This window comes from Polynucleobacter necessarius (assembly GCF_900095215.1).
Lineage (GTDB): Bacteria > Pseudomonadota > Gammaproteobacteria > Burkholderiales > Burkholderiaceae > Polynucleobacter > Polynucleobacter necessarius_H.
This window is the reverse complement of record NZ_LT606949.1, coordinates 1,552,012-1,573,409: the sequence shown is the minus strand read 5'-3', so window position 1 is coordinate 1,573,409 and position 21,398 is coordinate 1,552,012. Positions and strand designations below refer to the sequence as shown.

Sequence of the window (21,398 nt, the reverse complement as noted above, 5' to 3'; positions counted from 1 at the left end):
AACAGTGGTTACCAGTGGCCAGCTGAAGTTGAAGAATGGCACCCAGCTGATTATCAATAACAAGGTGCAGCCAGCAAATTCACCTGATCCAAAGCCGCAGGAATAAATAGCAGATGAATTGGACTGACATATTCATCCGTAGGCCCGTGCTTTCCATGGTGGTAAGCGCCCTGGTATTAATCTTTGGTTTAAAAGCAATAGGTTCTTTGCCAGTAAAATCAGTATCCACAAACGCAGAATGCGATTGTGACGATTACAACGGCTTACTATGGCGCCGATCCAGAAACCATCGCAGGCTTTATTACTCAGCCACTGGAAGCATCTGTAGCTCAAGCGCAAGGCATTGACTATCTCTCCTCAACCAGTGTGCGTGGAGTGTCCACGATTGTTGCGACACTAAAGTTGAACTACGACTCTAATGCAGCCTTAACGCAAATACAAACGCAAATTAGCGCTGTAAAGAATCAATTACCGCCTTAGGCTCAGCAACCTATTTTGACTGTACAAGTTGGTCAGTCTACGGCTGCGATGTATATGGGCTTCTATAGTGATGAAATTCCGAATAACGCTATTACCGATTATTTGCTGCGCGTTGTAAAGCCAAAACTCGATTCAGTTGAGGGCGTGCAAAACGCTGAAATTACGGGTGGTCGCAAATTTGCTGTGCGGGCTTGGCTGGATCGTGAAAAGATGGCGGGTTTGGGTGTTGGTGCTGACGATGTTTACAGCGCAATGTCTGCAAATAACTATCTTTCAGCGGTTGGCAGCACCAAGGGTGACATGGTTTCGGTCGACTTGGTCGCTGGTACCGACTTACATACTTTGGATGAGTTCCGTAAGTTGGTAATTAAAAAAATGGCGTCAATATTGTCTATTTAGATCAAGTGGCTAGTGTCACTTTGGGATCTGAGGACTACAACACCAAGGTTGCTTTTAGTGGCAAGCGCTCAGTATTTAGCGCGATTAAGGTCACACCACAGGCCAATCTGTTAGATGTGGCGCAACGAGTGAGAGATGTCGTCCCCGAAATTCAGAGGCAATTGCCTATTGGTATGACCGGCAAGATTGTCTACGACTCAACCCAATTTATTACTAGCTCACTTGATGAGGTGATTTCTACTTTGCTGGAAGCCTTGGTAATTGTGACGATTGTTATTGATCTATTCTTGGGTAGTGCTCGTGCTGTTGCTGTTCCAGTGATTGCGATGCCTTTGTCGCTCATCGGCACTTTCTTTCTAATGCAGGTTCTGGGATATTCCATTAACTTGCTTACTCTCTTAGCTTTAGTCTTGGCGATTGGCTTGGTGGCGGATGACGCGATCATCGTAGTTGAAAACGTTGACCGTCACATGAAAGAAGGAAAGTCTCCTTTGGAGGCTTCTTTAATTGCCGCTCGTGAGTTGGGCGGTCCGATTTTGGCGATGACGGTAGTGTTGATTGCGGTATATATCCATATTGGCTTCCAGGGTGGCTTAACAGGAGCGCTTTTTACTGAATGCGCCTTCACTCTAGCGAGTGCGGTTGCTGTTTCTGGATTGATTGCATTGACGCTTTCATCCATGATGTGTTCTCGCATCTTCACAGAAGAGCAAGAAGCTTCATCGTTTGTGCAAAAAATTGATCGTATCTTTGATAAGGTGCATCACGGCTATCAAAGCACTTTGCGTGATTTATTGAGCACTTGGCATTATTGTGATGGGCGCGATCTTATTGGGCGGGGTTGCTTATCTTTATGCAACTGCGCGTTCTGAATGAGCGCCAACAGAAGACCAGGGTATTGTTTTGATGCAGGCGTCAGCCCCCAATAGCACGGTTACGCAAATGCAGACCTATGCGGACCAAATTTACGCAATTGCTGCCGCAGAGCCAGAATACGAACAAGCATTTCAGATTACGAGTCCAACCTCCAGCTTTGGGGGCATCTTATTAAAAGATTGGCGTGAGCGCAGTCGTAACGCCACTAAGTTTCAAGAGGATATGCAGCAGAAGCGGAACACGATTGCAGGTGCGCGCGTTGCCGCCTTCCAATTCCCGGCATTGCCTGGTGCTCAAGGCTTGTCTGTGCAGGTGGTTATCAATACCACTGAATCGTATGCGCAGTTAAATGAAGTTTCGCAGGCGGTATTGGATAAAGCGCCCCGTAGTGGCAACTTCTTTTTTGTGGACTCCGACTTAAAGATTGATAAGCCACAAGACGTATTGGAAATTGATCGAGAAAAAGTAGATGCATTAGGCATGACCAAGCAACAAGTTGGCGCCGCATTGTCTGCCGCCTTGGGTGGTGGCTATGTGAATTATTTCTCCGTTGCTGGACGCTCTTATCGCGTAATTCCAGAAGTGAAACAAGTCGATCGTCTAAACCCTGATCAAATTTTAGATTACTACATTCGTACACCGAGTGGCGCCATGGTTCAGGCTCGCACTATTGCAACGATTACACAAAGAGTGGTGCCGCAATCGATTAACCACTTTCAGCCATTGAACTCTGCGACGATTTCAGGTGTAAGCACCCCATTTCTTGCACAAGCTGATTTATTGGAGTACATGCGTCAAACCTTGCAAGAGGTTGCGCCTAATCGTTACACCATGGACTATGCAGGCCCATCACGCTAATTTATGGCTGAGTCAGGAGGCTTCTTAGTCACCATGTTCTTCGCGATCTTGATTGTGTTCTTAGTGCTTGCTGCGCAGTTCGAAAGTTTCCGTGATCCGATTATGATTCTGGTTTCTGTGCCACTTGCTTGATTTTGGGCTCTGATCTTTATTAATTTAGGGCTTACTACTTTGAACGTCTATACCCAAGTAGGTCTAGTGACCTTGATGTGGTTGATTAGTAAGCACGGTATTTTGATTTTGGAATTTGCGAATGAATTGCAAGAGGCAGGGCGCAGCAAACTTGACGCCATTGTGGAGGCTAGTAGCGTTCGCTTGCGCCCCATTTTGATGACTACCGCCGCCATGGTGTTGGGAGTTCTGCCTTTGGTGATTGCATCTGGAGCGGGTGCTGCGGGTAGAAAATCGATTGATATCGTGATCTTTACGGGATTATCGATTGGTACGCTATTTACACTTTTTGTTGTGCTGGCAATGTACTTGTTTATTGGTGCCGATCACCACGAGAAGAAATTTAAGCGGCAGTAAAGAGCTAAGTAAAAAAACTATTTAACGATATTGAGTTCTTTTTCAACAATATCGTTAAAGCAAGTTTTCTCTTCTAGGTAACTTATCCAGGCGTCAATATTCTTCAGCTCAGCACGTTCCCCAGTTTGTTGCGGAAAGGTGTTATCCAAAAGTATCCAGCGACTTACACAAAGAGCTATAACAATATCGCCAATGTGAAATTGATTGCCTGAGCCATACTTATTTTTTTCTAGCGCTTGATCTAATAAGCTAAGTAACCGATTTGTTTCTTGGTAGCCTTTCAGAATAGCTTGGTAATTGCGTTCAGCTTCTGGTGTTCTTGTCAGACCAAGAAAGGCAATGCGTAGTGCGGGGCACATTGTTCCTGGCTGCCAGTCCATGCACCTTTCAGATGCATACTGAGTCTTGAGAGCTGTCTTAAAACGTCCGGTTTTATTGTACTGCCTGGCTAACTAACGAAAGATGGTATTGGATTCCCAAAGCACTACATTGCCATCTTCTAGCGTTGGTACTAAGCCATTGGGGTTGAGTTTTAAAAACTCTGGCGTGTTATTGATGCCAAAGTGAAGTCCGGCATCGATGCGTTCAAAATCTTGACCTTCTTGTAGCCCTAACTCAGCAAGACACCACAGCACTTTTTGAACATTGATTGAAGTTTTACGACCCCATAAACGCAACATGGACTTTCCTTGCGAAGCTAATACAGATTAATTAGTTTTGGTTTCTGTGAAATCGAGGCCAACAACTTTACTATGAGCCAAAATGAGATGCTCTCGTTCAGGATGATTTTTTAGATTAATCACTTTGGCGACAAGGATATTGTGAGCGCCGCCAATATGAACGCAGACAGTTTCACATTCGTAATAGGCTACGCAATGATCAATTTGAGTAAGGCCGATAGCCGCAAGCTTGTGGTCAACGTCGTTAAATTGATCTGTTTTCACGGTGGCGAAATACATAGCCAAGTTTTCTTGGGAGCGCTCCAGTACGTGCATCAGATGTTCTCTTCCTAGCTCTACCCAGGGCATGAGGCGTGACTGCTGCTTGAGGCTTCAGAGGATTGGCGGCGGCTCAAGCGAAACAGTATTAACGGCGCTGAGCGTAATGCCGTGAGAATTATTTTCCTCATCAAGACAAGTAATGACGGTGACCCCGGTTGCAAATGATGAAAATCCTTTGCGTAACTATTGTGAGGTAAATGGGGTCATTGGCTCTACTTACTTAGCGTCAGTTTGAGCGGCTGCCGCAATTGTTGTGCCGGGAATGGGAGTCAAGATTTCGTTCTCTTCGGCTTTAACACACTTAAAGCGATACTCTTTGCCTGCTTTGGATAAAAAGCTGTCGTCTTCATAGAAATCATCTTTACAGGTCTTGGTAGCAAAGTCCATGACATCGTGCGGTGCCGCGCTTGCGCTGATGAGTCGCATATTACCCATAGACATATTGAGCTGGGTGGAATAGCAGCCAGCTAACGCCCAAGTAGAAATCGCAGTTAATAGTAGAATTTTTTTCATGGAAACCTCCATAATTAGCAATGCTCGTTAGGATAAACCTATTAAGCAATTGCTTCGGGGAAATGCCTCATTCAAAAAGGAAGAAACATGTTTAAAGCAATCTTGGTAAATAAGGATGATCAAAGGGTATCGCGCAGAAATAGTTCAAGTAGATGAGGCCAGCCTCCAAGAGGGAGATGTTCGCGTAACGGTGCTTTATTCCACCCTCAACTATAAGGATGGGCTCGCTATTACTGGTAAAGGCCCAGTGGTTCGTAGCTTGCCAATGGTGCCTGGCGTCGATTTTGCTGGCGAGGCGATAGAAAGCTCTAGTCCTGACTTTAAAGCTGGCGATATGGTGCTTCTGAATGGTTGGGGAGTTGGCGAGGGACATTGGGGTGGTTGAGGGCAGCAGGCCCGTGTCAAGGCTGAATGGTTGATACCTCTGCCGAAAGGGTTTAGCGCTAAACAAGCATTAGCGATTGGCACTGCTGGTTATACCGCCATGCTTTGTGTCATGGCGCTGCAAAAGCATGGACTTAAACCGAGCGATGGTGAAGTTTTGGTAACGGGTGCCGCGGGGGCGTTGACAGCTTTGCAATTACGCTTCTCAGCATCAAGGAATGGATTTCCCTTTCACTGTTGCGCCATTCATTTTACGTGGCGTTACTTTATATGGAATTAATAGTGTGACTGTGCCCCGCGCAAAGCGAATAGCCGCTTATGAGCAGCTGAGCAAGCTAGTAGATCTGAAGACTTTAGATGAAATTTCTCACGAAATTACGCTTGAGGAATCCATTAAATACGCACAAGAATTAATGGCGGGGAATGTGCGTGGACGTTTGATCGTCGACGTGAATAGATAAAGAAATAAAAATCAGTTTTATTGTGGAGCTTGAGGTTTGCGATTGGGGATTTGCGCTAATGCCTCGAGCTTTTCAGGATTGGTCAGATCTGACCAATCGGCAATTTCAGTCAAGGTACGATAGCAGCCACGACAAAAACCATTTTCAGGATTAATGTCATACCAATTAATGCAAAGCGATGGAACTGTTGGAAACGCAAACCTAGAAGTCAAAAATCAAAGCAATTACGCTAAACCATGAATACTCAAAACAAAATAAATGCTGAAGCTGCAATCCATTATCCATTAGGAGATGCGCTTCCGGAAGTGGGCGCTAGTATTGAGGTTGCGCCGGGTATTCGTTGGCTCAGAATGCGTTTGCCATTTGCCCTAGATCACATCAATCTCTGGCTGCTGCGTGATGAAATTGATGGTATGGCTGGGTGGACGATTGTTGATTGTGGCATTGCGAGTGATGAGACCAGAGCCTCTTGGGAGCAATGATTCGCTACTCAACTTGAAGGTTTGCCGGTGTTGCGCGTTACTGTGACCCACATGCATACTGATCACGTAGGCTTATCGCAATGGGTGTGTGAAAAGTGGAATGTGCCTATGTGGATCTCCATGACAGACTACCTAACTGCTCAATGGTTATGCTGTAAAGAAGGTGGTGCTGCAGTTGGTGCTCGCGCTGGCAGTGGTGGCTCAGCAGATCATTTTCACAGACATGGCTTAACGGCGCCAGAAGATTTAGAAAAAATTCGGGCGCGTTCAAATTAGTATAATATGGTTCCAGGGGTGCCGCGTCAATATCGTCGCATTATTGATGGCGAAGATATTTTGATTGGTGGACGTGCCTGGCAAGTCATCATGGGTTATGGGCATACGCCTGAACATGCCTCGCTTTTTTGTAAAGAGCTGGACGTGCTGATCTCCGGAGATATGTTGTTGCCCCGCATCTCTACTAACGTGAGTGTTTATGATGCGGATCCAGACGCCGATCCTCTCGGCTTATATTTGGACTCGATCGAAAAATATCTAGCTTTACCTGAAAACACTTTGGTGCTGCCATCGCATGGCAAGCCATTTACTGGAATTAGACCACGTATTGCCCAATTAAAAACGCATCATGATGAGTGTTTGGCGGATCCCTTAGGTGCATGTAAAAAACCGGCGCATGCGCGAGAGATTGTGCCGGTTTTATTGAAGCGTGAATTAAATATTCATCAATTCACGTTTGCGATGGGTGAAGCTATTGCTCATCTGAATTACCTACTTCGTCGAGATAAGTTGCGTCGCCAGCTTTGCGACGACGACGTGTTGCGGTTTTCTGCGGTTTAGCGCTAGTTGTTTTGCTTTCAGATGATTCGCTAGCACCAGTTGCCGCTGCGCCCGCTGCTGATACGGCATCTCCAAAGGATTTGAGCGCCATCATCGTTGCGTGCTGAACTTCGAGGCCTTGAATAGTGGATTTAAGGATATTCAGATTCAAATTGAGCCAGTTTTCAACGCTTTTCAGGTCTTTAATGCGTTTTTCTAGCTCATCTACATCTAGGCCGGGAAATGCGGCTCCAAAGCCCCCGGCAGCCTTTGATGCATCCGCTGTAAAGGGAAACTGTCCAGCTTGACCTGCCGCACCTTGCCCCCACATGGTTTTAAACATTTCTAGGTTTTGATTAAATTCTGGAATGGTTCTAAACCATAGGGGCTCCGTGGTAAATGAAAAGTGGCTTTTCCAATAGAATAAGGGATTCTAGAGATTAATCCAGGTTTAACAATGCAATCTAATGGTTTGTTCCAGCCTTACACCCGCGGTCAAAAGCTGCCTGAGCTTTTAAAGCAGCGCATTCTGATTTTGGATGGCGCCATGGGCACCATGATTCAGCAATACAAGTTAACTGAAGCCGACTACCGTGGTTTTCCGGGGAACGCACGCTTTGCCGATCATCCTGGCGACATTAAAGGTAACAACGAGTTATTGGTTCTGACTCAACCCCAAATCATTAGCAAGATTCATGAGCAGTATTTAGATGCGGGTGCAGACATTATTGAGACCAATACTTTTGGCGCGACTTCAGTAGCGCAGGAAGATTACAAAATGGCTGGTCTAGCTCGCGAGATGAATGAAGTCTCTGCTAGATTGGCACGCGCTGCTTGTGAAAAATATAGCACTTCTGACAAGCCACGTTTTGCTGCTGGCGCGATTGGGCCTACACCTAAGACCGCGAGTATTTCACCAGATGTAAATGATCCAGGTGCACGTAATGTCACTTTTGATGCTTTACGTGCTTCCTATCGCGAACAAATTGAAGGTTTATTTGCTGGCGGCGTAGATTTCTTTTTAGTCGAAACGATTTTCGATACGCTGAATGCCAAGGCTGCACTTTTTGCGCTTGATGAATTTTTTGAGGAGACTGGTGAGCGTTTACCAGTGATGATTTCTGGTACAGTGACCGATGCATCTGGACGTATTTTGTCTGGTCAAACCGTTGAAGCGTTTTGGAATAGCTTGCGTCACATCAAGCCGCTCACCTTTGGTTTGAACTGTGCCCTGGGTGCTGCCTTGATGCGTCCTTATATCGCAGAGTTGGCGCGTATTTGCGATGCCGCTGTCTCTTGCTATCCTAATGCGGGCTTGCCGAATCCCATGAGTGATACCGGCTTTGATGAGACCCCAGAGATTACCTCTAGCTTGGTTGATTGCTTTGCTAAGGACGGCTTAGTCAATGTAGTTGGTGGCTGCTGCGGTACTACGCCTGATCATATTCGCGCAATTGCAAATGCTGTCGCGAAAAGAAAGCCACGCGCTTTCTATCGTGAAAATGAGCAGGTGGCAGCATGAGTAAGATAGACAAAAAATTGATGCCGGCTATGAAGCTTTCAGGTCTTGAGCCATTTAACGTTACAGCCGATGTTGGGTTCGTCAATATCGGTGAGCGCACTAACGTCACTGGTTCAAAAGCATTTGCCCGCATGATTTTGAATAATCAATTTGATGAAGCGCTCGCAGTAGCACGTCAACAAGTTGAGAATGGCGCGCAAGTCATCGACATCAATATGGATGAAGCGATGCTGGACTCTGAAGCGGCGATGACACGCTTCCTGAATTTAATTGCTTCGGAACCTGATATCGCTCGTGTTCCTATCATGATTGATTCCTCGAAGTGGAGCGTCATTGAAGCAGGATTGAAATGTATTCAAGGTAAGCCCATTGTTAACTCCATCTCCCTTAAAGAGGGTGAGGAGCCTTTCAGAAAGCAAGCGCGCTTAATTCGTCGCTATGGCGCCGCATCAGTAGTCATGGCTTTTGATGAGGTTGGTCAGGCTGATACATTTAAGCGTAAGACTGAAATCTGTCAGCGCTGCTACGAGATTTTGGTTAACGAAATTGGTTTTTCTGCTGAAGATATTATTTTTGATCCAAATATTTTTGCGATTGCTACCGGTATTGAAGAGCATGACAACTATGCGGTGGATTTTATTAATGCCACTCGTTGGATTAAAGAGAATTTGCCGGGCGCCAAAGTCAGCGGCGGTGTTTCTAATGTGAGCTTCTCATTCCGCGGTAATGACCGCGTGCGGGAGGCAATTCATACTGTATTCCTGTACCACGCCATTCAGGCTGGTATGGATATGGGCATCGTGAATGCAGGCCAGCTGGGTGTATACGCCGATTTGGATCCTGAATTACGTGAGCGTGTTGAGGACGTTGTTCTTAATCGCTTTAAAGAGAAAGATGGCAAAACGCCAACGGAGCGTTTGCTTGAAATCGCTGATCAATTTAAGGGCGGCGGCGCAAAGCAAGTTGAAAATTTAGTATGGCGCGAAGCTCCTGTGCGCGAACGTCTTACGTATGCTCTGGTACAGGGTATTACCACCTTCATTGAAGGAGATACGGAAGAGTTGCGTGCGGAAATTATGGGTGCTGGCGGTAGACCAATTGAAGTGATTGAAGGTCCGCTAATGGACGGCATGAATGTCGTTGGCGATTTATTTGGTGCCGGCAAGATGTTCTTGCCTCAGGTGGTTAAGAGTGCGCGCGTGATGAAACAGGCTGTTGCCATTCTGATTCCGTACATCGAAGAAGAAAAGCGTCAACACATTGCTGCTGGTGGCGATGCCAAAGCCAAGGGCAAGATTGTGATGGCGACCGTGAAGGGGGATGTGCACGATATTGGTAAAAATATTGTGACTGTTGTTCTGCAATGCAATAACTTTGAAGTTGCCAATATGGGTGTGATGATTCCTTGCGCAGAGATTCTAAAGCGTGCGAAGGAAGAGAATGCCGATATCGTTGGTCTGTCTGGTTTGATTACGCCATCGCTCGAAGAGATGACTTATGTCGCGAAAGAGATGCAGCGCGATGACTATTTCCGTGAGCGTCAAATCCCGTTGATGATTGGTGGTGCAACTACTTCTCGTGTACACACTGCCGTGAAGATCGCCCCTCATTATGACGGACCAGTAGTCTACGTGCCGGATGCTTCTCGCTCGGTTTCTGTCGCTTCTAGTTTGCTATCAGATGAGAGTGCGAAGAAGTTTATTCAGGATTTGCGCGATGACTATGTGCGTATTCGTGAGCAGCATGCGAATAAGAAAGCGACGCCAACAATTTCTCTCGAAGCGGCGCGTACAAATCGCGAGATGATTGATTGGGCCTCATATGTTCCGGAAAAACCCAAGTTTATTGGCCGTCGCGTATTTAAAAACTTCGTGCTGAGTGATATTGCTAAATACATAGACTGGACACCATTCTTTCAGACATGGGATTTGGCGGGTAAATTCCCAGCAATTCTTGATGATGAGATTGTGGGGGTTGAGGCGCGCAAGGTTTATGCGGATGCCAAAGTATTGCTCGACAAACTCATTAAGGGTCAATGGCTTCAGGCCGATGCGGTAGTTGCTTTTTATCCAGCCAATACGGTTGGTGATGACATCGTTCTGTATAGCGATGAAGCGCGCGAACATCCTTTATTTGTTTGGCATAACTTACGTCAACAGTCTGAGCGTCCGGTAGTGGATGGTGTACGTAGACCTAATCGTTGTTTGGCTGATTATGTTGCGCCAAAAGATTCTGGTGTGACGGATTATCTTGGTTGCTTTGCGGTGACAACAGGCCATGGTGTTGAAAAGAAAGTGGCTGAGTTTCAAGCAAAGCATGATGACTACAGCGCCATTATGTTGAAGGCCTTAGCAGATCGTTTAGCAGAAGCATTTGCTGAATTGATGCACCATCGTGTTCGTACTGATCTGTGGGGTTACGCAACCGATGAGATTTTGACCAATGATCAGATGATTAATGAAGAGTATCGCGGTATTCGTCCAGCCCCTGGCTATCCTGCTTGTCCTGCTCATGAGGTTAAAGAGGATTTATTACGCGTTATTGGCTCTGAGGATATTGGCATGACTCTGACCGAATCTATGGCCATGAATCCGGCTTCCAGCGTCAGCGGTTTTTATTTGGCTCATCCAGATGCGCGCTACTTTAATGTGGGCAAGCTTTCCGATGATCAGGTGGAAGACTTGGCGAAGCGCCGAGGCCAAAGTGTCGAAGATACCCGACGCCAGCTAGCGAGTTTGTTGGATTAAACGCCCAACATCACTGGTTCGTTTTTGGCCCTAGCTTGCTTCATCAGCTCTAGGAATGGGTAGGCGCGTTGACCAAGACGATCGGCTAGCTTCGGCTTCTCAGACCCATTCTCGGCGTCTTCATTTACCTTAGCTCGCTCTTCAAGGTCTTTGAGAATGGCGGTTTCTAGCGCAGTGATCAGGTCTGGGAGCTGTTCAATCGTCAGAATCCCGCAAGGCTCTAAAGGACGCCCCAAAATATCAACAATTCGTTTGGTCAGGTCCGCCAGCATGATGACGGCTGGACCAGCTTTTGAGCGAAATTGATAGATCATTTCGATAGCTTACCACCTGATAAACTCACTTATCTATGTTGTCTACTAATAAAAATCGCTTAATTGAAATGCTCAGTGCTGCCCTAGCAGGCTTAGCTCAGGAGCGCGGCCTAGAAGAGGCCCCTGTCCCGCGTCTAGAACGTCCTAAAGCTGTTGATCATGGAGATGTCGCCTGTAATATCGCCCTTCAGCTTTCTAAGGCCTGGAAACTCAACCCACGCGCGCTCGCACAAGCCTTAGTTGAACGCCTCCAGCAGCAAGCGGGATTCAATGAGCTGATTGCGTCTTGTGAAATCGCTGGCCCTGGTTTTATTAATTTCCGCTTAAGCAATGCCGCTAAAACTACGGTGGTAAAGGAAATACTTTCTGCGGGAACGCATTTTGGCGAGTCTGAGCTAAGTAACGGGTCTACTTCTAGTGCCATGATTGAGTTTGTCTCAGCCAATCCAACGGGGCCGTTACATGTCGGTCACGGAAGGCAGGCGGCGCTTGGCGATGCTTTGGCGAATTTGTTGGCGACCCAGGGTATCAAAGTTCACCGCGAGTTTTATTACAACGACGCCGGTGTGCAAATTGCGAATTTAGCGCTGTCAGTTCAGGCTCGTTTACAAGGCTTAAAACCAGGTGACGCGAAGTGGCCTGAGCAAGCCTATAACGGCGAATATATTGCGGAGATTGCCGCTGCGTTTAAAGCTTCTCCAGAATTTAAAGATGACATTGAAGCGATTCGCCAGTTTGCCGTTGCCTATTTGCGTAACGAACAAGATATTGATCTCAAAACGTTTGGCGTGAAGTTTGATTGCTATTACTTAGAATCTTCTTTGTATACCGATGGTAGCGTGGCGCAAATTGTGGGTGATTTGCAAAGCATTGGTAAGACCTATGAATCTGAAGGCGCCTTATGGTTAAAGACTACAGATGACGGTGATGATAAAGATCGTGTCATGCGTAAATCTGATGGCAGCTTTACGTACTTTGTGCCTGATGTCGCCTATCACATCAGCAAATGGAACCGTGGCTTTCATAAGGTGATTAATGTCCAGGGCGGAGATCACCATGGAGCGATTGCCCGTGTTCGCTCAGGTTTACAGGGCGTAGCCCAGAAGCGCGGTTGGGATATTCCTAAAACTTACCCAGATTATGTGCTGCATAAAATGGTGACGGTGATGCGTCACGGTGAAGAAGTGAAAATTTCTAAGCGCGCAGGCTCGTATGTCACGGTGCGTGATTTGGTTGAATGGTCTGGCGGGGTTACGCCAGAGATGACGCCAGAAGAAAGAGAATTGGCTTTGCAGCGCGGACGTGATGCAGTACGCTTTTTCTTGATTTCTCGTAAGGCAGATACTGAATTTTTTTTCGATATCGATTTAGCCTTACAGCAAAATGATGAGAACCCGGTGTTCTATGTGCAGTATGCGCATGCTCGAATTAGTTCAATCTTGCAACAATGGGGTGGTCAAATATCTGATTTGGCTGCAGTAGATCTTTCGCTTTTGCAAAGCAAGGTGTCCGATCATTTACTCCGCCGTTTGGCAGAGTATCCGGAGCTGTTGACAACTGCCGCCGAAGAATTGGCGCCTCATGCCTTGGCTTTTTACTTGCGTGATTTAGCGGGTGACGTCCATACCTTCTATAACGCTGATCGTGTATTGGTTGACGATCAAAATTTAAAATTGGCACGTCTAGCGCTGCTATCTGCAACCCGTCAGGTTTTACAGAATGGCTTAAAAGTACTTGGGGTATCAGCGCCAGAAAAGATGTAATGGCAATGTGCGAAGTGAAGATGTAAGATGAGGAAATGATGAAAACACCGAATCAGCAAACTGGCTTCGTTCAACATCGGGTTGATGCTAGAGATGCCCAATATGGCGGCACTATCTTAGGCTTTATTTTGGGTTTAGGTGTTGGTCTTGGAATTGCGTTTGTTATCGCTTTTTATCTTTCCAAAAATACGCCTCAAGAGCGGCCCGGCATGCGCGCCCCAAGCCTACCTTTGACTATTAAGCCTTCTGCTGCGCCTGCTGAGGGCGAAACAGCGACACCTGCTGAGCCGGTGGATTTAAATAAGCCGCTTCAGGGCAAGTCACCAGCCCCTGCTTCAGCAGATCCGATTGCCGATTTGGTTAATGGCAAAAAGTCCGCCGACAAACCTGTAGATGCCTCCTCCACTTCGACTGCTAAATCAGACGCTATTTATTTCTTGCAGGTAGGCGCATTTACAAAGCGTGCAGACGCAGATGCGCAAAAAGCAAATTTGGCGATACAGGGCATTCAAGCCCAGTTGAGTGACGTGACAAGTGATGGCAATACGCTGTGGCGCGTACGTGTAGGCCCTTACAACAGTGTTGAAGAGAGTAACTCAGTTCGTGACAAATTAAATGGCATTGGCATTAAACCAACTTTAATTAAATCTAGTAAATCATGATTTCATGTAGCAGACGTGTAATTACATTATTCGCACTCCTTTCTTTAAGTGGCTTTGCCAGTGCGCAAGGTCAAAAAATTCAAGAAGGCTTTGACTATCGTATATTGCCCGTGGCGCAGCCGGTAGAAACTAAAGGCAAGGTAGAGGTGATCGAATTCTTTTGGTATGGCTGCCCTCACTGTTACGACTTTGAGCCTGAGCTTAGTAGCTGGGTAAAACACCAACCTAAAGATGTTGTCTTTAAAAGAGTTCCGGTTGCTTTCCGTGATGATTTGATGCCGCACAGCCAATTGTTTTATGCCCTTGAAGCCATGGGCAAAGGCGATGCTCTTAATGAAAAAGTCATGTATGCCACGCATAAGGAAAACAAGCGTCTTTTAACGGAGTCAGAGATTGCGGATTGGGTTGCTTCACAAGGAATAGATCGCAACACTTTCTTAGCGACGTATCGTTCCTTTGCGGTGATTTCGACAGCGCGGGCCGCTAAACAGCTGGCTGAAGCCTATCGAATTGATGGCGTGCCTACTATTGTGATGCAAGGTAAATATGTAACCTCACACTCTATAGCCGGTTCTAAGGCGAAAGCAATCGCAGTGATGGAGTACTTGGAAGAGAAAATTCGCAAGAATAAATACAAGCAGTAAGCTCTAAGTTATTTCCTGGTGTGGCAATGGATGGTAATCCATTTGAATTACTGAACCTTTTCTCCCAACAGTTTTTCGATTGGATTGGTAATGCTGCTGCTAGTTGGTTTAGTCATGCTTCCATAAGAGTCAACAACATTGCCATTGCGGTCTAGCAAGTACTTATAAAAATGCCATTTTGGCGTTGTGCCTGTCTTGGCAATCAGCATCTTGAATAAGGCATTTGGATTGTTGCCGGAGACTGTGCTTTTAGCAAACATCGGAAATTTGACGTCGTAAGTGTTTTTGCAAAAATCTGCAATCTCTTTATTGCTGCCTGGCTCCTGTTGTCCAAAATCATTGGATGGAAAACCTAGAACTACAAAACCTTGATCTTGATATTTGGCGTAAATTTTTTCAAGACCTTCGTATTGACTTGTAAACCCGCAGAAGCTTGCCGTATTAACCACCAGAATGACTTTGCCTTGATATTGGCAGAGATTTTGTGGTGCCTCATCCTGCAGGCGCGGAAAGGCATGCGATAGCAGTGGACCGCAGCTGGTTGCATTGGCAATCTAGAGTCCATAGAAGAGGGCGAATAAGCCAAATAGGCAGTTCAATAGATAGCGGTACATATTGCGCCTTTAAATTTCATTGGATAGGGGCCAAGTCTAAGACATTCTGGCTAATATTGCTGGCATGAGATAATTGCCATTAATATTGATTCATGAGTCAGTTGTCACCACCCTCTTTCGAAGCCAAAGTTTGCCAGCCAGATCAGCTTGCAACTCGTTTGGCGAATCTCCCTAGGCCATTAGTGTTTACGAATGGCGTCTTTGATATTTTGCATCGCGGTCACGCTAGTTATTTAGCGCAGGCACGTGCCTTGGGGGCCAGCTTGGTTGTGGGCGTGAATTCAGATGCCTCAGTCAAGATGTTGGGTAAAGGCGATGACAGGCCGATTAACTCTGAAGCAGATCGTCAGGCCCTATTAGCAGCGTTGGAGAGCGTTGATATGGCCGTGTTGTTTGCTGAGCAAACACCAGTAAATCTAATTGAAAAAATTCGCCCACATATTTATGTCAAGGGCGGAGATTATGAGATTGATGCCTTGGCAGAAACCCGCCTAGTCAAAAGTTGGGGCGGCAAAGCAATCGCTATCCCATTTCTATATGAGCGCTCAACCACAAGCCTTTTAGGTAAGATCCGCTCTTAAAGGATTGCAAGCAGCCAAGCCCAGACTCCGCGCAGCACTAAGCTATTCGTTTGCTCAATAGACCAGTTTTGTAAATCCGATTTTTTAATTTGATCCAACAGAATTTTGGCGTTGCCACCATCAAGCCAAATTCTTTCAACTGGGCAATTCATTTTTTTAGCTTGCAGTAGTGCGTAGTGAATGGCGCCGATCTGCGCTGCATCGCATCCGCCGATAATCGCTTCATTCGTGTTGATGCCAAATTCTTGTCTGGTTTCTTCGCGAACCGCTAAAGGGAGTTGAGCCGTTTTACTCTGTAAGCTTTCTTGCATTAGGCTTAGGCCAGGCAAGATCCAGCCGCCGTAATGAAGGCCGTTGGAGCCCAGCAAATCAATGGTGGTGGCGGTGCCTGCATTTACAACCAAAGTGTTATAGCTGGATAAGGCTCGAGCCCCAATGAGCGCGGCCCAGCGGTCGGCACCCAGTTTGCTGGAGTCTTGATAAAGGCTACGCATTCCTGGGTAAGCGCTATCACCTTTTAATTCCCGCCACTTCAAATCGCTCCATTGCGGAAATAGTGATTTGAGATTGACGATTGCGTCTTCACCTGCAACACAACTAAAGCCTATAGCGTCTGGCTTGGGTAGTGTCTTGGAAATATAGTCTGCAAGTTCAGCGGGATGCTCTGTCGATTGCAAAGATTTGCTGCTGACAGATCCAGAGTAAGCCCACAATTTTTTTTGTTGGACGTTTGGCTTTTCAGTGGACTCCACGGCCGCCCACTTGAGACGGGTATTGCCAACATCAAAGAATAAATAAAGGCTCATGATTGAATCCGCAATGAAACATGACCCGCATGAATGGCAATCGTTTTGTTTTCTTGTTGCAATAGTAACGCCCCGGATTCATCAACGCCTTTTGCGATTCCATAGGTGGAGTTTTTGCCGGCGCCTGAAATGCATACACTTTGATCCCGATAGGCATCCCATGTCATCCAGCGTTCTCTGCAGGATTGAAATCCATAGAGATCAAATTCCGCAAGATGTTTTTCGAGTGAGGAAATTAATTTAAGCCAGAGGTATTCTGTATCAGGTAGTGTTTTTGTAATCTGATCAAGTGAGATGGCCTTGAGTCCGCTGCCCAGATTTGCTGCAATAAATTCTGCGTTACTTAAGTTGATGCCAACACCAATAATCATCCAGGTTGTATCGCCTGTTTTTGCTTGGCCGCCCTCAATGAGGATGCCGGCGAGTTTGCTGTTATTAAGCAATAAATCATTTGGCCACTTTAGACGTAGGCCTGCCTGATGCAGTTGTGATTCGCTGAGATTGCAGGCTTGGGCAATGCCCGAGATTACTGCCAGACCAACCAGTAGACTCAAGCCGCTAAGTTCGGCAGGAGTTCTTTTAAAGGGGAAGGCTAAAGAAAAGCACAGTGAATCCTCTGAATTGGCTAACCACGACCGACCCGCACGCCCCTTGCCGACTGTTTGCTTATGGGCAATACGAGCCACGGGGTCAATTAACTGGCCAGCGCGCCAGCGTTCTAAAAGATCATCATTGGTTGATCTGGTCTCAATAACGCGCTCAAGTATGCAATTTGCAGTCATTCCGTCATTGTAGAAAGGTCTGACCTAGAATTGTGGGGTGGATCAAAAAGAGCAACGACCCCGGAAATTGGTATGGCCGCTGCAAGCTATGCCATTGGCTAGGGCTATTAGTCTCAGTTACGCGCTCTTGATCCTCTACGTGAGCCTCAACCCCTTTGAGTTTGATTTCCAGAATGGAATATCCGCTTGGGCCTGGTTGGATGCCCCGTTACCTCGTTTTATTACTTTATTTGATGTAGCAGTCAATATTCTGGCTTATATCCCTTTTGGGTTTTTGGTGATGTTTGCCGCCTATCCGCGCTGGCGTAACTTTGTAGCTTTAGGGATTGCCCTTGGGCTGAGCGCAGCTCTAGCGTTGGGCGTAGAAACGCTACAGTCTTGGCTGCCGACTCGCATACCGAGTCAGATGGATTGGTGGGCTAATTTATTCGGTGGTTTATTGGCCATTCCTCCGGGACCGCAGTGGCTTTCTGGAAGTGCTATGCGTCGTCGATTTGATCAGTGGTTTGGCTTGGATTGGGCGGCGTGCGCTTTATTTCTGTTATTCCCGTGGTCGCAAATTTATCCGCAAAGCTCATGGCTGGGAACGGGCGCATGGGGACATGCCATTTTTGGCTCAGTTGATTGGGGTACTTTGGTAATCAATCACGTAGCTCAAGAGATGGTGATCACCTCACTCTGTTGGCTCGGAGTTGCATTGCTACTTTCTTGGGGGCTACGCGCAAAGGCTACTCAGTGGCGCATCCTCAACGGACTTTTAGCTTTGACCGTGCTAATTAAGATATGGTTTACGGCGCTTCAGTTTGGCGCTGAGTTCAGCTTGATCTGGCTCACTACGGGCGCTCTCTGGAGCATGGTGTTGGGAAGTGTTTTATTGAGATGGGCTCTACAGTTAAAGCAAAGCAATCGCTTTTGGATGACCATGGTTTGCTTGCTTGGTATCACCATAGCGGTGAATGTTTTGCCTGATAACCCCTATTTCATTTTGACCCTTAGGCACTGACATCAAGGGCGTTTATTGCACTTTAATGAACTCATGCAGTGGGTTTCGGTAGTATGGCTACCTCTGGCGCTAATTTGGATGCTTCGCAGTGCCACAGAACTTAAATCCAAACATTGATGAATATAATTTTTCTATGAGTTTGTCACACCATTTATTTTTTTTGTTTAAACCAGCGTAGTAACGGTGAAGATTGTTGTGCTCAGCACAACGCCTTTGCTCTATTTGATTATGCAAAAAAAGAGTGAAAGAGCTTGGTCTTGCAGGCCCGGGAAAGATCTGCGTGCATAAGGCTGGCTGTGTAGATAGATGTGCTGATGGCCCTGTAATGGTGATCTACCCAGAGGGTATTTGGTATACCTTGGTTGACGTTGAAGATGTTTAGGAAATTATCCAATCCCATTGAATCGCAGGACGCGTAGTTGAGCGCTTGCAATTGACTTAGTGATTTCAAATAATTGAAAGTGTTTTATGAATAGCCGCACAAAAGTAATTCATATTCAAGGCATTGTTGGCTCAATGGAAATGTCTATTGATCTTCCGGATGAATTAAAAAACGAGCCTTTATTCGCAGTACGTGGTTTGGCTCTGGTTGCTCACCCACATCCTTTGATGGGCGGAACAATGGATAACAAGGTGGCCCAAACAATGGCACGCGCCTTCAACCAGCTCGGTTACGTTAGCGTACGTCCAAACTTCCGCGGCGTAGGTGGAACTGCGGGAGTGCATGATGATGGTGTTGGTGAGCTAGAAGATTTACTTCATGTGACTGATTGGATGCGTACGCCATCTAGCTGGAGTCAATGCGAAGCGACTGCAAGTCAGCCGTGGGTGGCCAACGCAAATACTTTGCCATTGGTTGTTTCAGGATTCTCTTTTGGAAGTTTTGTTGGCAGCCATGTAGTGCAAAGGCTTGCGGATCTGGGGCGCCCAGCTGAGCGTCTTGTGATGGTAGGTAGCGCCGCTGGTAAATGGACGTTGGCTCAAGTTCCCGCGGATACGATTTTGATTCATGGTGAATTGGATGAAACCATTCCACTGATTGACGTTCTAGACTGGGCGCGCCCACAAGAGCGCACAGTACAGGTGGTTTCTGGTGCCGATCATTTCTTCCATCGTCGCTTACATTGCATTCGTAACATTATTACCGGCGCTTGGTTGGGCATGCCAGATCACCGCAAATAATTAAATATAGAAAGTAAAGCCATGACTGAAGAAAAATCTTTAATCGAATATCCCTCTTTATTTCCAATCAAGGTAATGGGTAAAACAAACCCAGAATATTTGCCTGCGATTATTCATATCGCCAAGCAATTCGATCCAACATTCGATGAAAGTAAGGTTGAGCAACGGCCCTCTAAAGACGGCAACTATCTGGGTATCACCTTGCCAATTACCGCCACTAGTCGTGAGCAGTTAGATGAGCTCTATAGAACTTTATATACGCATCCGTTGGTTAGTGTTGTTCTGTAATCAACCAATTTAACTAATGTCGGCTCTAGTAAAACAACTGGGATTGGCGGAATACGCGTCTACGTATGAGGCGATGCAAGCATTTACTAAAGAGCGCACAAACGAAACGCCCGATGAGATTTGGGTCTTAGAGCATCCTCCGGTGTTCACTTTGGGTTTGGCTGGGGACGCGGGCAATCTTCACTCACCAAGCAATCATATTCCCCTGGTTCAGGTTGATCGGGGTGGTGAGATCACTTATCACGGTCCCGGCCAAATTGTGGTCTACCTACTACTGGATCTTCGACGTCTCGGAATTTTCGTCAAAGAATTGGTTTCACGGATTGAGCAGGCGGTGATAGATGCGCTGGCAGATTTTGGAATTCAGGCAGAAAGACATCCTGGCGCCACTGGAATTTATGTCTCTGAGCAATCTGGAGTGCCCTCGGAGTGGATTGGCGCCAAGATTGCCGCATTAGGCCTGAAGGTCTCCAAAAGCTGCTCCTACCATGGTCTTGCCTTAAATGTAGCAACGGATTTGGAGGCTTTCAAGCGCATCCACCCCTGTGGCTATCAGGGTTTAAAGACGGTTGATATGCAAACCCTTGGGATCAAGGACAATATAGACACTATTAGCCAAAGGCTTGTGCAGCATTTACAGAAGCAACTGATCCCATCATGACAACAAATAAGCCTGACTCCAGCACAACTATTGAGGTGCGCCAAGACCTCAACTACGACGCATCTCGCAAGCAAAAATCCAGGGAGAAGACCGCGCGCATTCCAATCAAAATTGTTCCTCTAGAGGAGGTTCTAAAAAAACCAGATTGGATTCGAGTTAAAGCTGCTTCTAAGAATTCCCGTTTTTCTGAAATCAAAAAGATTTTGCGCGAGAACGAGTTGGTAACCGTTTGCGAAGAAGCGAGCTGCCCTAATATCGGCGAATGCTTTGGCAAAGGCACTGCAACTTTCATGATCATGGGTGATAAGTGCACGCGTCGTTGCCCATTTTGTGATGTTGGGCATGGTAGGCCCGATCCTCTCGATGAAAAAGAACCGGCTAATTTAGCGCGTACTATTGCTGCGCTTAAACTCAATTATGTTGTCATCACTAGCGTAGATCGCGATGATCTCCGCGATGGTGGCGCTATACATTATGTGGATTGCATCTCTCAGTCACGCGCTCTTTCGCCTAATACCCGCATCGAGATGTTAGTGCCGGACTTCCGTGGACGCCTGGATAAGGCGTTGGATATTTTTGCGGAGCATGCACTTAGTGGATTGCCTGATGTCATGAATCACAATCTTGAAACAGTGCCACGTTTATATAAACAAGCCAGACCTGGTGCAGACTACCTGCATTCTTTAAAACTCTTAAAAGATTTTAAAGTGCGCTTTCCTCATGTACCAACTAAGAGCGGCTTGATGGTGGGTTTGGGCGAAACAGATGAAGAGATTTTGGAAGTGATGCGCGATATGCGCGAGCACAATATCGACATGCTGACTATCGGCCAGTATCTTGCTCCTTCTGGACATCATTTGCCTGTCACGCGTTATGTCCATCCAGATGTATTTAAGATGTTTGAAGAAAAGGCTTATGCCATGGGCTTCTCCCATGCAGCCGTCGGCGCGATGGTGCGCTCAAGCTATCATGCGGATCAACAGGCACATGGAGCTGGGGTTGTTTAGAGGGGGTCTTTAGAGTCGTTGTTT

19 protein-coding genes and 6 pseudogenes are annotated in these 21,398 nt (G+C 46.5%); 15 read left to right on the top strand and 10 right to left on the bottom strand.

Going from position 1 to position 21,398, the window contains the following annotated elements; all coding sequences use genetic code 11:
• The first annotated feature begins 113 nt into the window (after nucleotides 1–113).
• Nucleotides 114–3,141, top strand: a pseudogene (locus DXE35_RS08480) (efflux RND transporter permease subunit).
• Between the two features lie 17 nt (nucleotides 3,142–3,158).
• On the opposite strand, the gene DXE35_RS09875 reads toward DXE35_RS08480, so the two are convergent.
• The 4 genes and pseudogenes from DXE35_RS09875 to DXE35_RS08465 all read right to left on the bottom strand — a co-directional run bounded on the left by DXE35_RS09875 (nucleotide 3,159) and on the right by DXE35_RS08465 (nucleotide 4,655).
• Nucleotides 3,159–3,521, bottom strand: a complete 363-nt coding sequence (locus tag DXE35_RS09875) for a glutathione S-transferase family protein (protein WP_197714028.1) — start codon at nucleotides 3,519–3,521, stop codon at nucleotides 3,159–3,161.
• 72 nt (nucleotides 3,522–3,593) lie between these two features.
• Nucleotides 3,594–3,821, bottom strand: coding sequence for a glutathione S-transferase N-terminal domain-containing protein (locus DXE35_RS09870; RefSeq protein WP_197714027.1), 228 nt, complete (start codon nucleotides 3,819–3,821; stop codon nucleotides 3,594–3,596).
• 27 nt (nucleotides 3,822–3,848) lie between these two features.
• A pseudogene (locus tag DXE35_RS08470) lies at nucleotides 3,849–4,298 on the bottom strand (flavin reductase family protein); the annotation flags it as partial.
• 60 nt (nucleotides 4,299–4,358) lie between these two features.
• Nucleotides 4,359–4,655, bottom strand: a complete 297-nt coding sequence (locus tag DXE35_RS08465; RefSeq protein ID WP_114690425.1) for a hypothetical protein — start codon at nucleotides 4,653–4,655, stop codon at nucleotides 4,359–4,361.
• A gap of 87 nt (nucleotides 4,656–4,742) precedes the next feature.
• Here DXE35_RS08465 and DXE35_RS08460 point away from each other — a divergent pair.
• Nucleotides 4,743–5,500, top strand: a pseudogene (locus DXE35_RS08460) (alcohol dehydrogenase catalytic domain-containing protein).
• Nucleotides 5,501–5,517: 17 nt separating this feature from the next.
• Here the strand turns inward: DXE35_RS08460 and DXE35_RS08455 are convergent.
• Nucleotides 5,518–5,712 carry a DUF1289 domain-containing protein gene (locus DXE35_RS08455; RefSeq protein WP_114690229.1) on the bottom strand — a complete coding sequence of 65 codons (195 nt, stop codon included), beginning with the start codon at nucleotides 5,710–5,712 and terminating at the stop codon, nucleotides 5,518–5,520.
• Between the two features lie 42 nt (nucleotides 5,713–5,754).
• Here DXE35_RS08455 and DXE35_RS08450 point away from each other — a divergent pair.
• Nucleotides 5,755–6,819 (top strand): annotated as a pseudogene (locus DXE35_RS08450) (MBL fold metallo-hydrolase).
• Here the strand turns inward: DXE35_RS08450 and DXE35_RS08445 are convergent.
• Entirely contained in the window at nucleotides 6,731–7,141 is a 411-nt protein-coding gene (locus tag DXE35_RS08445) for a PhaM family polyhydroxyalkanoate granule multifunctional regulatory protein (RefSeq protein WP_114690228.1), read from the bottom strand. The pseudogene DXE35_RS08450 and the gene DXE35_RS08445 overlap by 89 nt on opposite strands.
• 114 nt (nucleotides 7,142–7,255) lie before the next feature.
• Here DXE35_RS08445 and DXE35_RS08440 point away from each other — a divergent pair, with 114 nt between their 5' ends.
• Complete coding sequence (locus DXE35_RS08440; protein WP_114690227.1) at nucleotides 7,256–8,320, top strand: homocysteine S-methyltransferase family protein; 1,065 nt, start codon at nucleotides 7,256–7,258, stop codon at nucleotides 8,318–8,320.
• Nucleotides 8,317–11,067: a methionine synthase gene (gene metH / locus DXE35_RS08435; RefSeq protein WP_114690226.1), complete on the top strand. Its 2,751-nt coding sequence runs from the start codon at nucleotides 8,317–8,319 to the stop codon at nucleotides 11,065–11,067. Before DXE35_RS08440 ends, metH begins: the two co-directional genes overlap by 4 nt.
• On the opposite strand, the gene DXE35_RS08430 is transcribed toward metH, so the two are convergent.
• The gene (locus tag DXE35_RS08430; protein WP_114690225.1) at nucleotides 11,064–11,381 is read right to left on the bottom strand and encodes a DUF1840 domain-containing protein; all 318 of its coding nucleotides are present in this window, start codon (nucleotides 11,379–11,381) and stop codon (nucleotides 11,064–11,066) included. The genes metH and DXE35_RS08430 overlap by 4 nt on opposite strands.
• A gap of 35 nt (nucleotides 11,382–11,416) precedes the next feature.
• Here DXE35_RS08430 and argS point away from each other — a divergent pair, with 35 nt between their 5' ends.
• From argS to DXE35_RS08415, 3 genes are read left to right on the top strand one after another with little or no spacing between them, the layout of a single operon-like run.
• Nucleotides 11,417–13,144, top strand: a complete 1,728-nt coding sequence (argS, locus tag DXE35_RS08425) for an arginine--tRNA ligase (protein WP_114690224.1) — start codon at nucleotides 11,417–11,419, stop codon at nucleotides 13,142–13,144.
• Nucleotides 13,145–13,179: 35 nt separating this feature from the next.
• Complete coding sequence (locus tag DXE35_RS08420; RefSeq protein ID WP_114690223.1) at nucleotides 13,180–13,806, top strand: SPOR domain-containing protein; 627 nt, start codon at nucleotides 13,180–13,182, stop codon at nucleotides 13,804–13,806.
• Nucleotides 13,803–14,450, top strand: coding sequence for a thiol:disulfide interchange protein DsbA/DsbL (locus DXE35_RS08415; protein WP_114690222.1), 648 nt, complete (start codon nucleotides 13,803–13,805; stop codon nucleotides 14,448–14,450). Before DXE35_RS08420 ends, DXE35_RS08415 begins: the two co-directional genes overlap by 4 nt.
• Nucleotides 14,451–14,497: 47 nt before the next feature.
• On the opposite strand, the pseudogene DXE35_RS08410 reads toward DXE35_RS08415, so the two are convergent.
• A pseudogene (locus tag DXE35_RS08410) lies at nucleotides 14,498–15,001 on the bottom strand (glutathione peroxidase); the annotation flags it as partial.
• Between the two features lie 155 nt (nucleotides 15,002–15,156).
• Between DXE35_RS08410 and rfaE2 the strand changes: the two are divergent.
• Nucleotides 15,157–15,645 carry a D-glycero-beta-D-manno-heptose 1-phosphate adenylyltransferase gene (gene rfaE2 / locus DXE35_RS08405; protein WP_114690220.1) on the top strand — a complete coding sequence of 163 codons (489 nt, stop codon included), beginning with the start codon at nucleotides 15,157–15,159 and terminating at the stop codon, nucleotides 15,643–15,645.
• On the opposite strand, the gene DXE35_RS08400 is transcribed toward rfaE2, so the two are convergent.
• Nucleotides 15,642–16,451, bottom strand: a complete 810-nt coding sequence (locus tag DXE35_RS08400; RefSeq protein WP_114690219.1) for a type III pantothenate kinase — start codon at nucleotides 16,449–16,451, stop codon at nucleotides 15,642–15,644. The genes rfaE2 and DXE35_RS08400 overlap by 4 nt on opposite strands.
• Nucleotides 16,448–17,233 (bottom strand): biotin--[acetyl-CoA-carboxylase] ligase, encoded by a 786-nt coding sequence (locus DXE35_RS08395; protein WP_114690218.1) that lies wholly within the window; start codon nucleotides 17,231–17,233, stop codon nucleotides 16,448–16,450. The genes DXE35_RS08400 and DXE35_RS08395 overlap by 4 nt, the downstream gene beginning before the upstream one ends.
• 139 nt (nucleotides 17,234–17,372) lie before the next feature.
• On the opposite strand from DXE35_RS08395, the gene DXE35_RS08390 reads away from it, so the two are divergent.
• From DXE35_RS08390 to lipA, 6 genes and pseudogenes are all read left to right on the top strand, one after another.
• Nucleotides 17,373–18,236: a VanZ family protein gene (locus DXE35_RS08390; protein WP_197714026.1), complete on the top strand. Its 864-nt coding sequence runs from the start codon at nucleotides 17,373–17,375 to the stop codon at nucleotides 18,234–18,236.
• 149 nt (nucleotides 18,237–18,385) lie between these two features.
• A pseudogene (locus DXE35_RS08385) lies at nucleotides 18,386–18,618 on the top strand ((2Fe-2S) ferredoxin domain-containing protein).
• Between the two features lie 86 nt (nucleotides 18,619–18,704).
• Nucleotides 18,705–19,418 (top strand): alpha/beta hydrolase, encoded by a 714-nt coding sequence (locus tag DXE35_RS08380; RefSeq protein WP_114690217.1) that lies wholly within the window; start codon nucleotides 18,705–18,707, stop codon nucleotides 19,416–19,418.
• Nucleotides 19,419–19,439: 21 nt separating this feature from the next.
• Entirely contained in the window at nucleotides 19,440–19,706 is a 267-nt protein-coding gene (locus DXE35_RS08375; RefSeq protein WP_114690216.1) for a DUF493 family protein, read from the top strand.
• 16 nt (nucleotides 19,707–19,722) lie between these two features.
• Nucleotides 19,723–20,367, top strand: a complete 645-nt coding sequence (gene lipB / locus DXE35_RS08370; RefSeq protein WP_114690215.1) for a lipoyl(octanoyl) transferase LipB — start codon at nucleotides 19,723–19,725, stop codon at nucleotides 20,365–20,367.
• A complete protein-coding gene (gene lipA / locus DXE35_RS08365; protein WP_114690214.1) occupies nucleotides 20,364–21,374 on the top strand; it encodes a lipoyl synthase in 1,011 nt (336 codons plus the stop codon). Before lipB ends, lipA begins: the two co-directional genes overlap by 4 nt.
• Nucleotides 21,375–21,398 lie beyond the last annotated feature (24 nt).

Coding starts and splice junctions, on each gene's coding strand:
- DXE35_RS09875 (WP_197714028.1), bottom strand. CDS start 3,521: ATGGACTGGCAGCCAGGAACAATGTGCCCCGCACTACGCATTGCCTTT.
- DXE35_RS09870 (WP_197714027.1), bottom strand. CDS start 3,821: ATGTTGCGTTTATGGGGTCGTAAAACTTCAATCAATGTTCAAAAAGTG.
- DXE35_RS08465 (WP_114690425.1), bottom strand. CDS start 4,655: ATGAAAAAAATTCTACTATTAACTGCGATTTCTACTTGGGCGTTAGCT.
- DXE35_RS08445 (WP_114690228.1), bottom strand. CDS start 7,141: ATGTTTAAAACCATGTGGGGGCAAGGTGCGGCAGGTCAAGCTGGACAG.
- DXE35_RS08440 (WP_114690227.1), top strand. CDS start 7,256: ATGCAATCTAATGGTTTGTTCCAGCCTTACACCCGCGGTCAAAAGCTG.
- metH (WP_114690226.1), top strand. CDS start 8,317: ATGAGTAAGATAGACAAAAAATTGATGCCGGCTATGAAGCTTTCAGGT.
- DXE35_RS08430 (WP_114690225.1), bottom strand. CDS start 11,381: ATGATCTATCAATTTCGCTCAAAAGCTGGTCCAGCCGTCATCATGCTG.
- argS (WP_114690224.1), top strand. CDS start 11,417: ATGTTGTCTACTAATAAAAATCGCTTAATTGAAATGCTCAGTGCTGCC.
- DXE35_RS08420 (WP_114690223.1), top strand. CDS start 13,180: ATGATGAAAACACCGAATCAGCAAACTGGCTTCGTTCAACATCGGGTT.
- DXE35_RS08415 (WP_114690222.1), top strand. CDS start 13,803: ATGATTTCATGTAGCAGACGTGTAATTACATTATTCGCACTCCTTTCT.
- rfaE2 (WP_114690220.1), top strand. CDS start 15,157: ATGAGTCAGTTGTCACCACCCTCTTTCGAAGCCAAAGTTTGCCAGCCA.
- DXE35_RS08400 (WP_114690219.1), bottom strand. CDS start 16,451: ATGAGCCTTTATTTATTCTTTGATGTTGGCAATACCCGTCTCAAGTGG.
- DXE35_RS08395 (WP_114690218.1), bottom strand. CDS start 17,233: ATGACTGCAAATTGCATACTTGAGCGCGTTATTGAGACCAGATCAACC.
- DXE35_RS08380 (WP_114690217.1), top strand. CDS start 18,705: ATGAATAGCCGCACAAAAGTAATTCATATTCAAGGCATTGTTGGCTCA.
- DXE35_RS08375 (WP_114690216.1), top strand. CDS start 19,440: ATGACTGAAGAAAAATCTTTAATCGAATATCCCTCTTTATTTCCAATC.
- lipB (WP_114690215.1), top strand. CDS start 19,723: ATGTCGGCTCTAGTAAAACAACTGGGATTGGCGGAATACGCGTCTACG.
- lipA (WP_114690214.1), top strand. CDS start 20,364: ATGACAACAAATAAGCCTGACTCCAGCACAACTATTGAGGTGCGCCAA.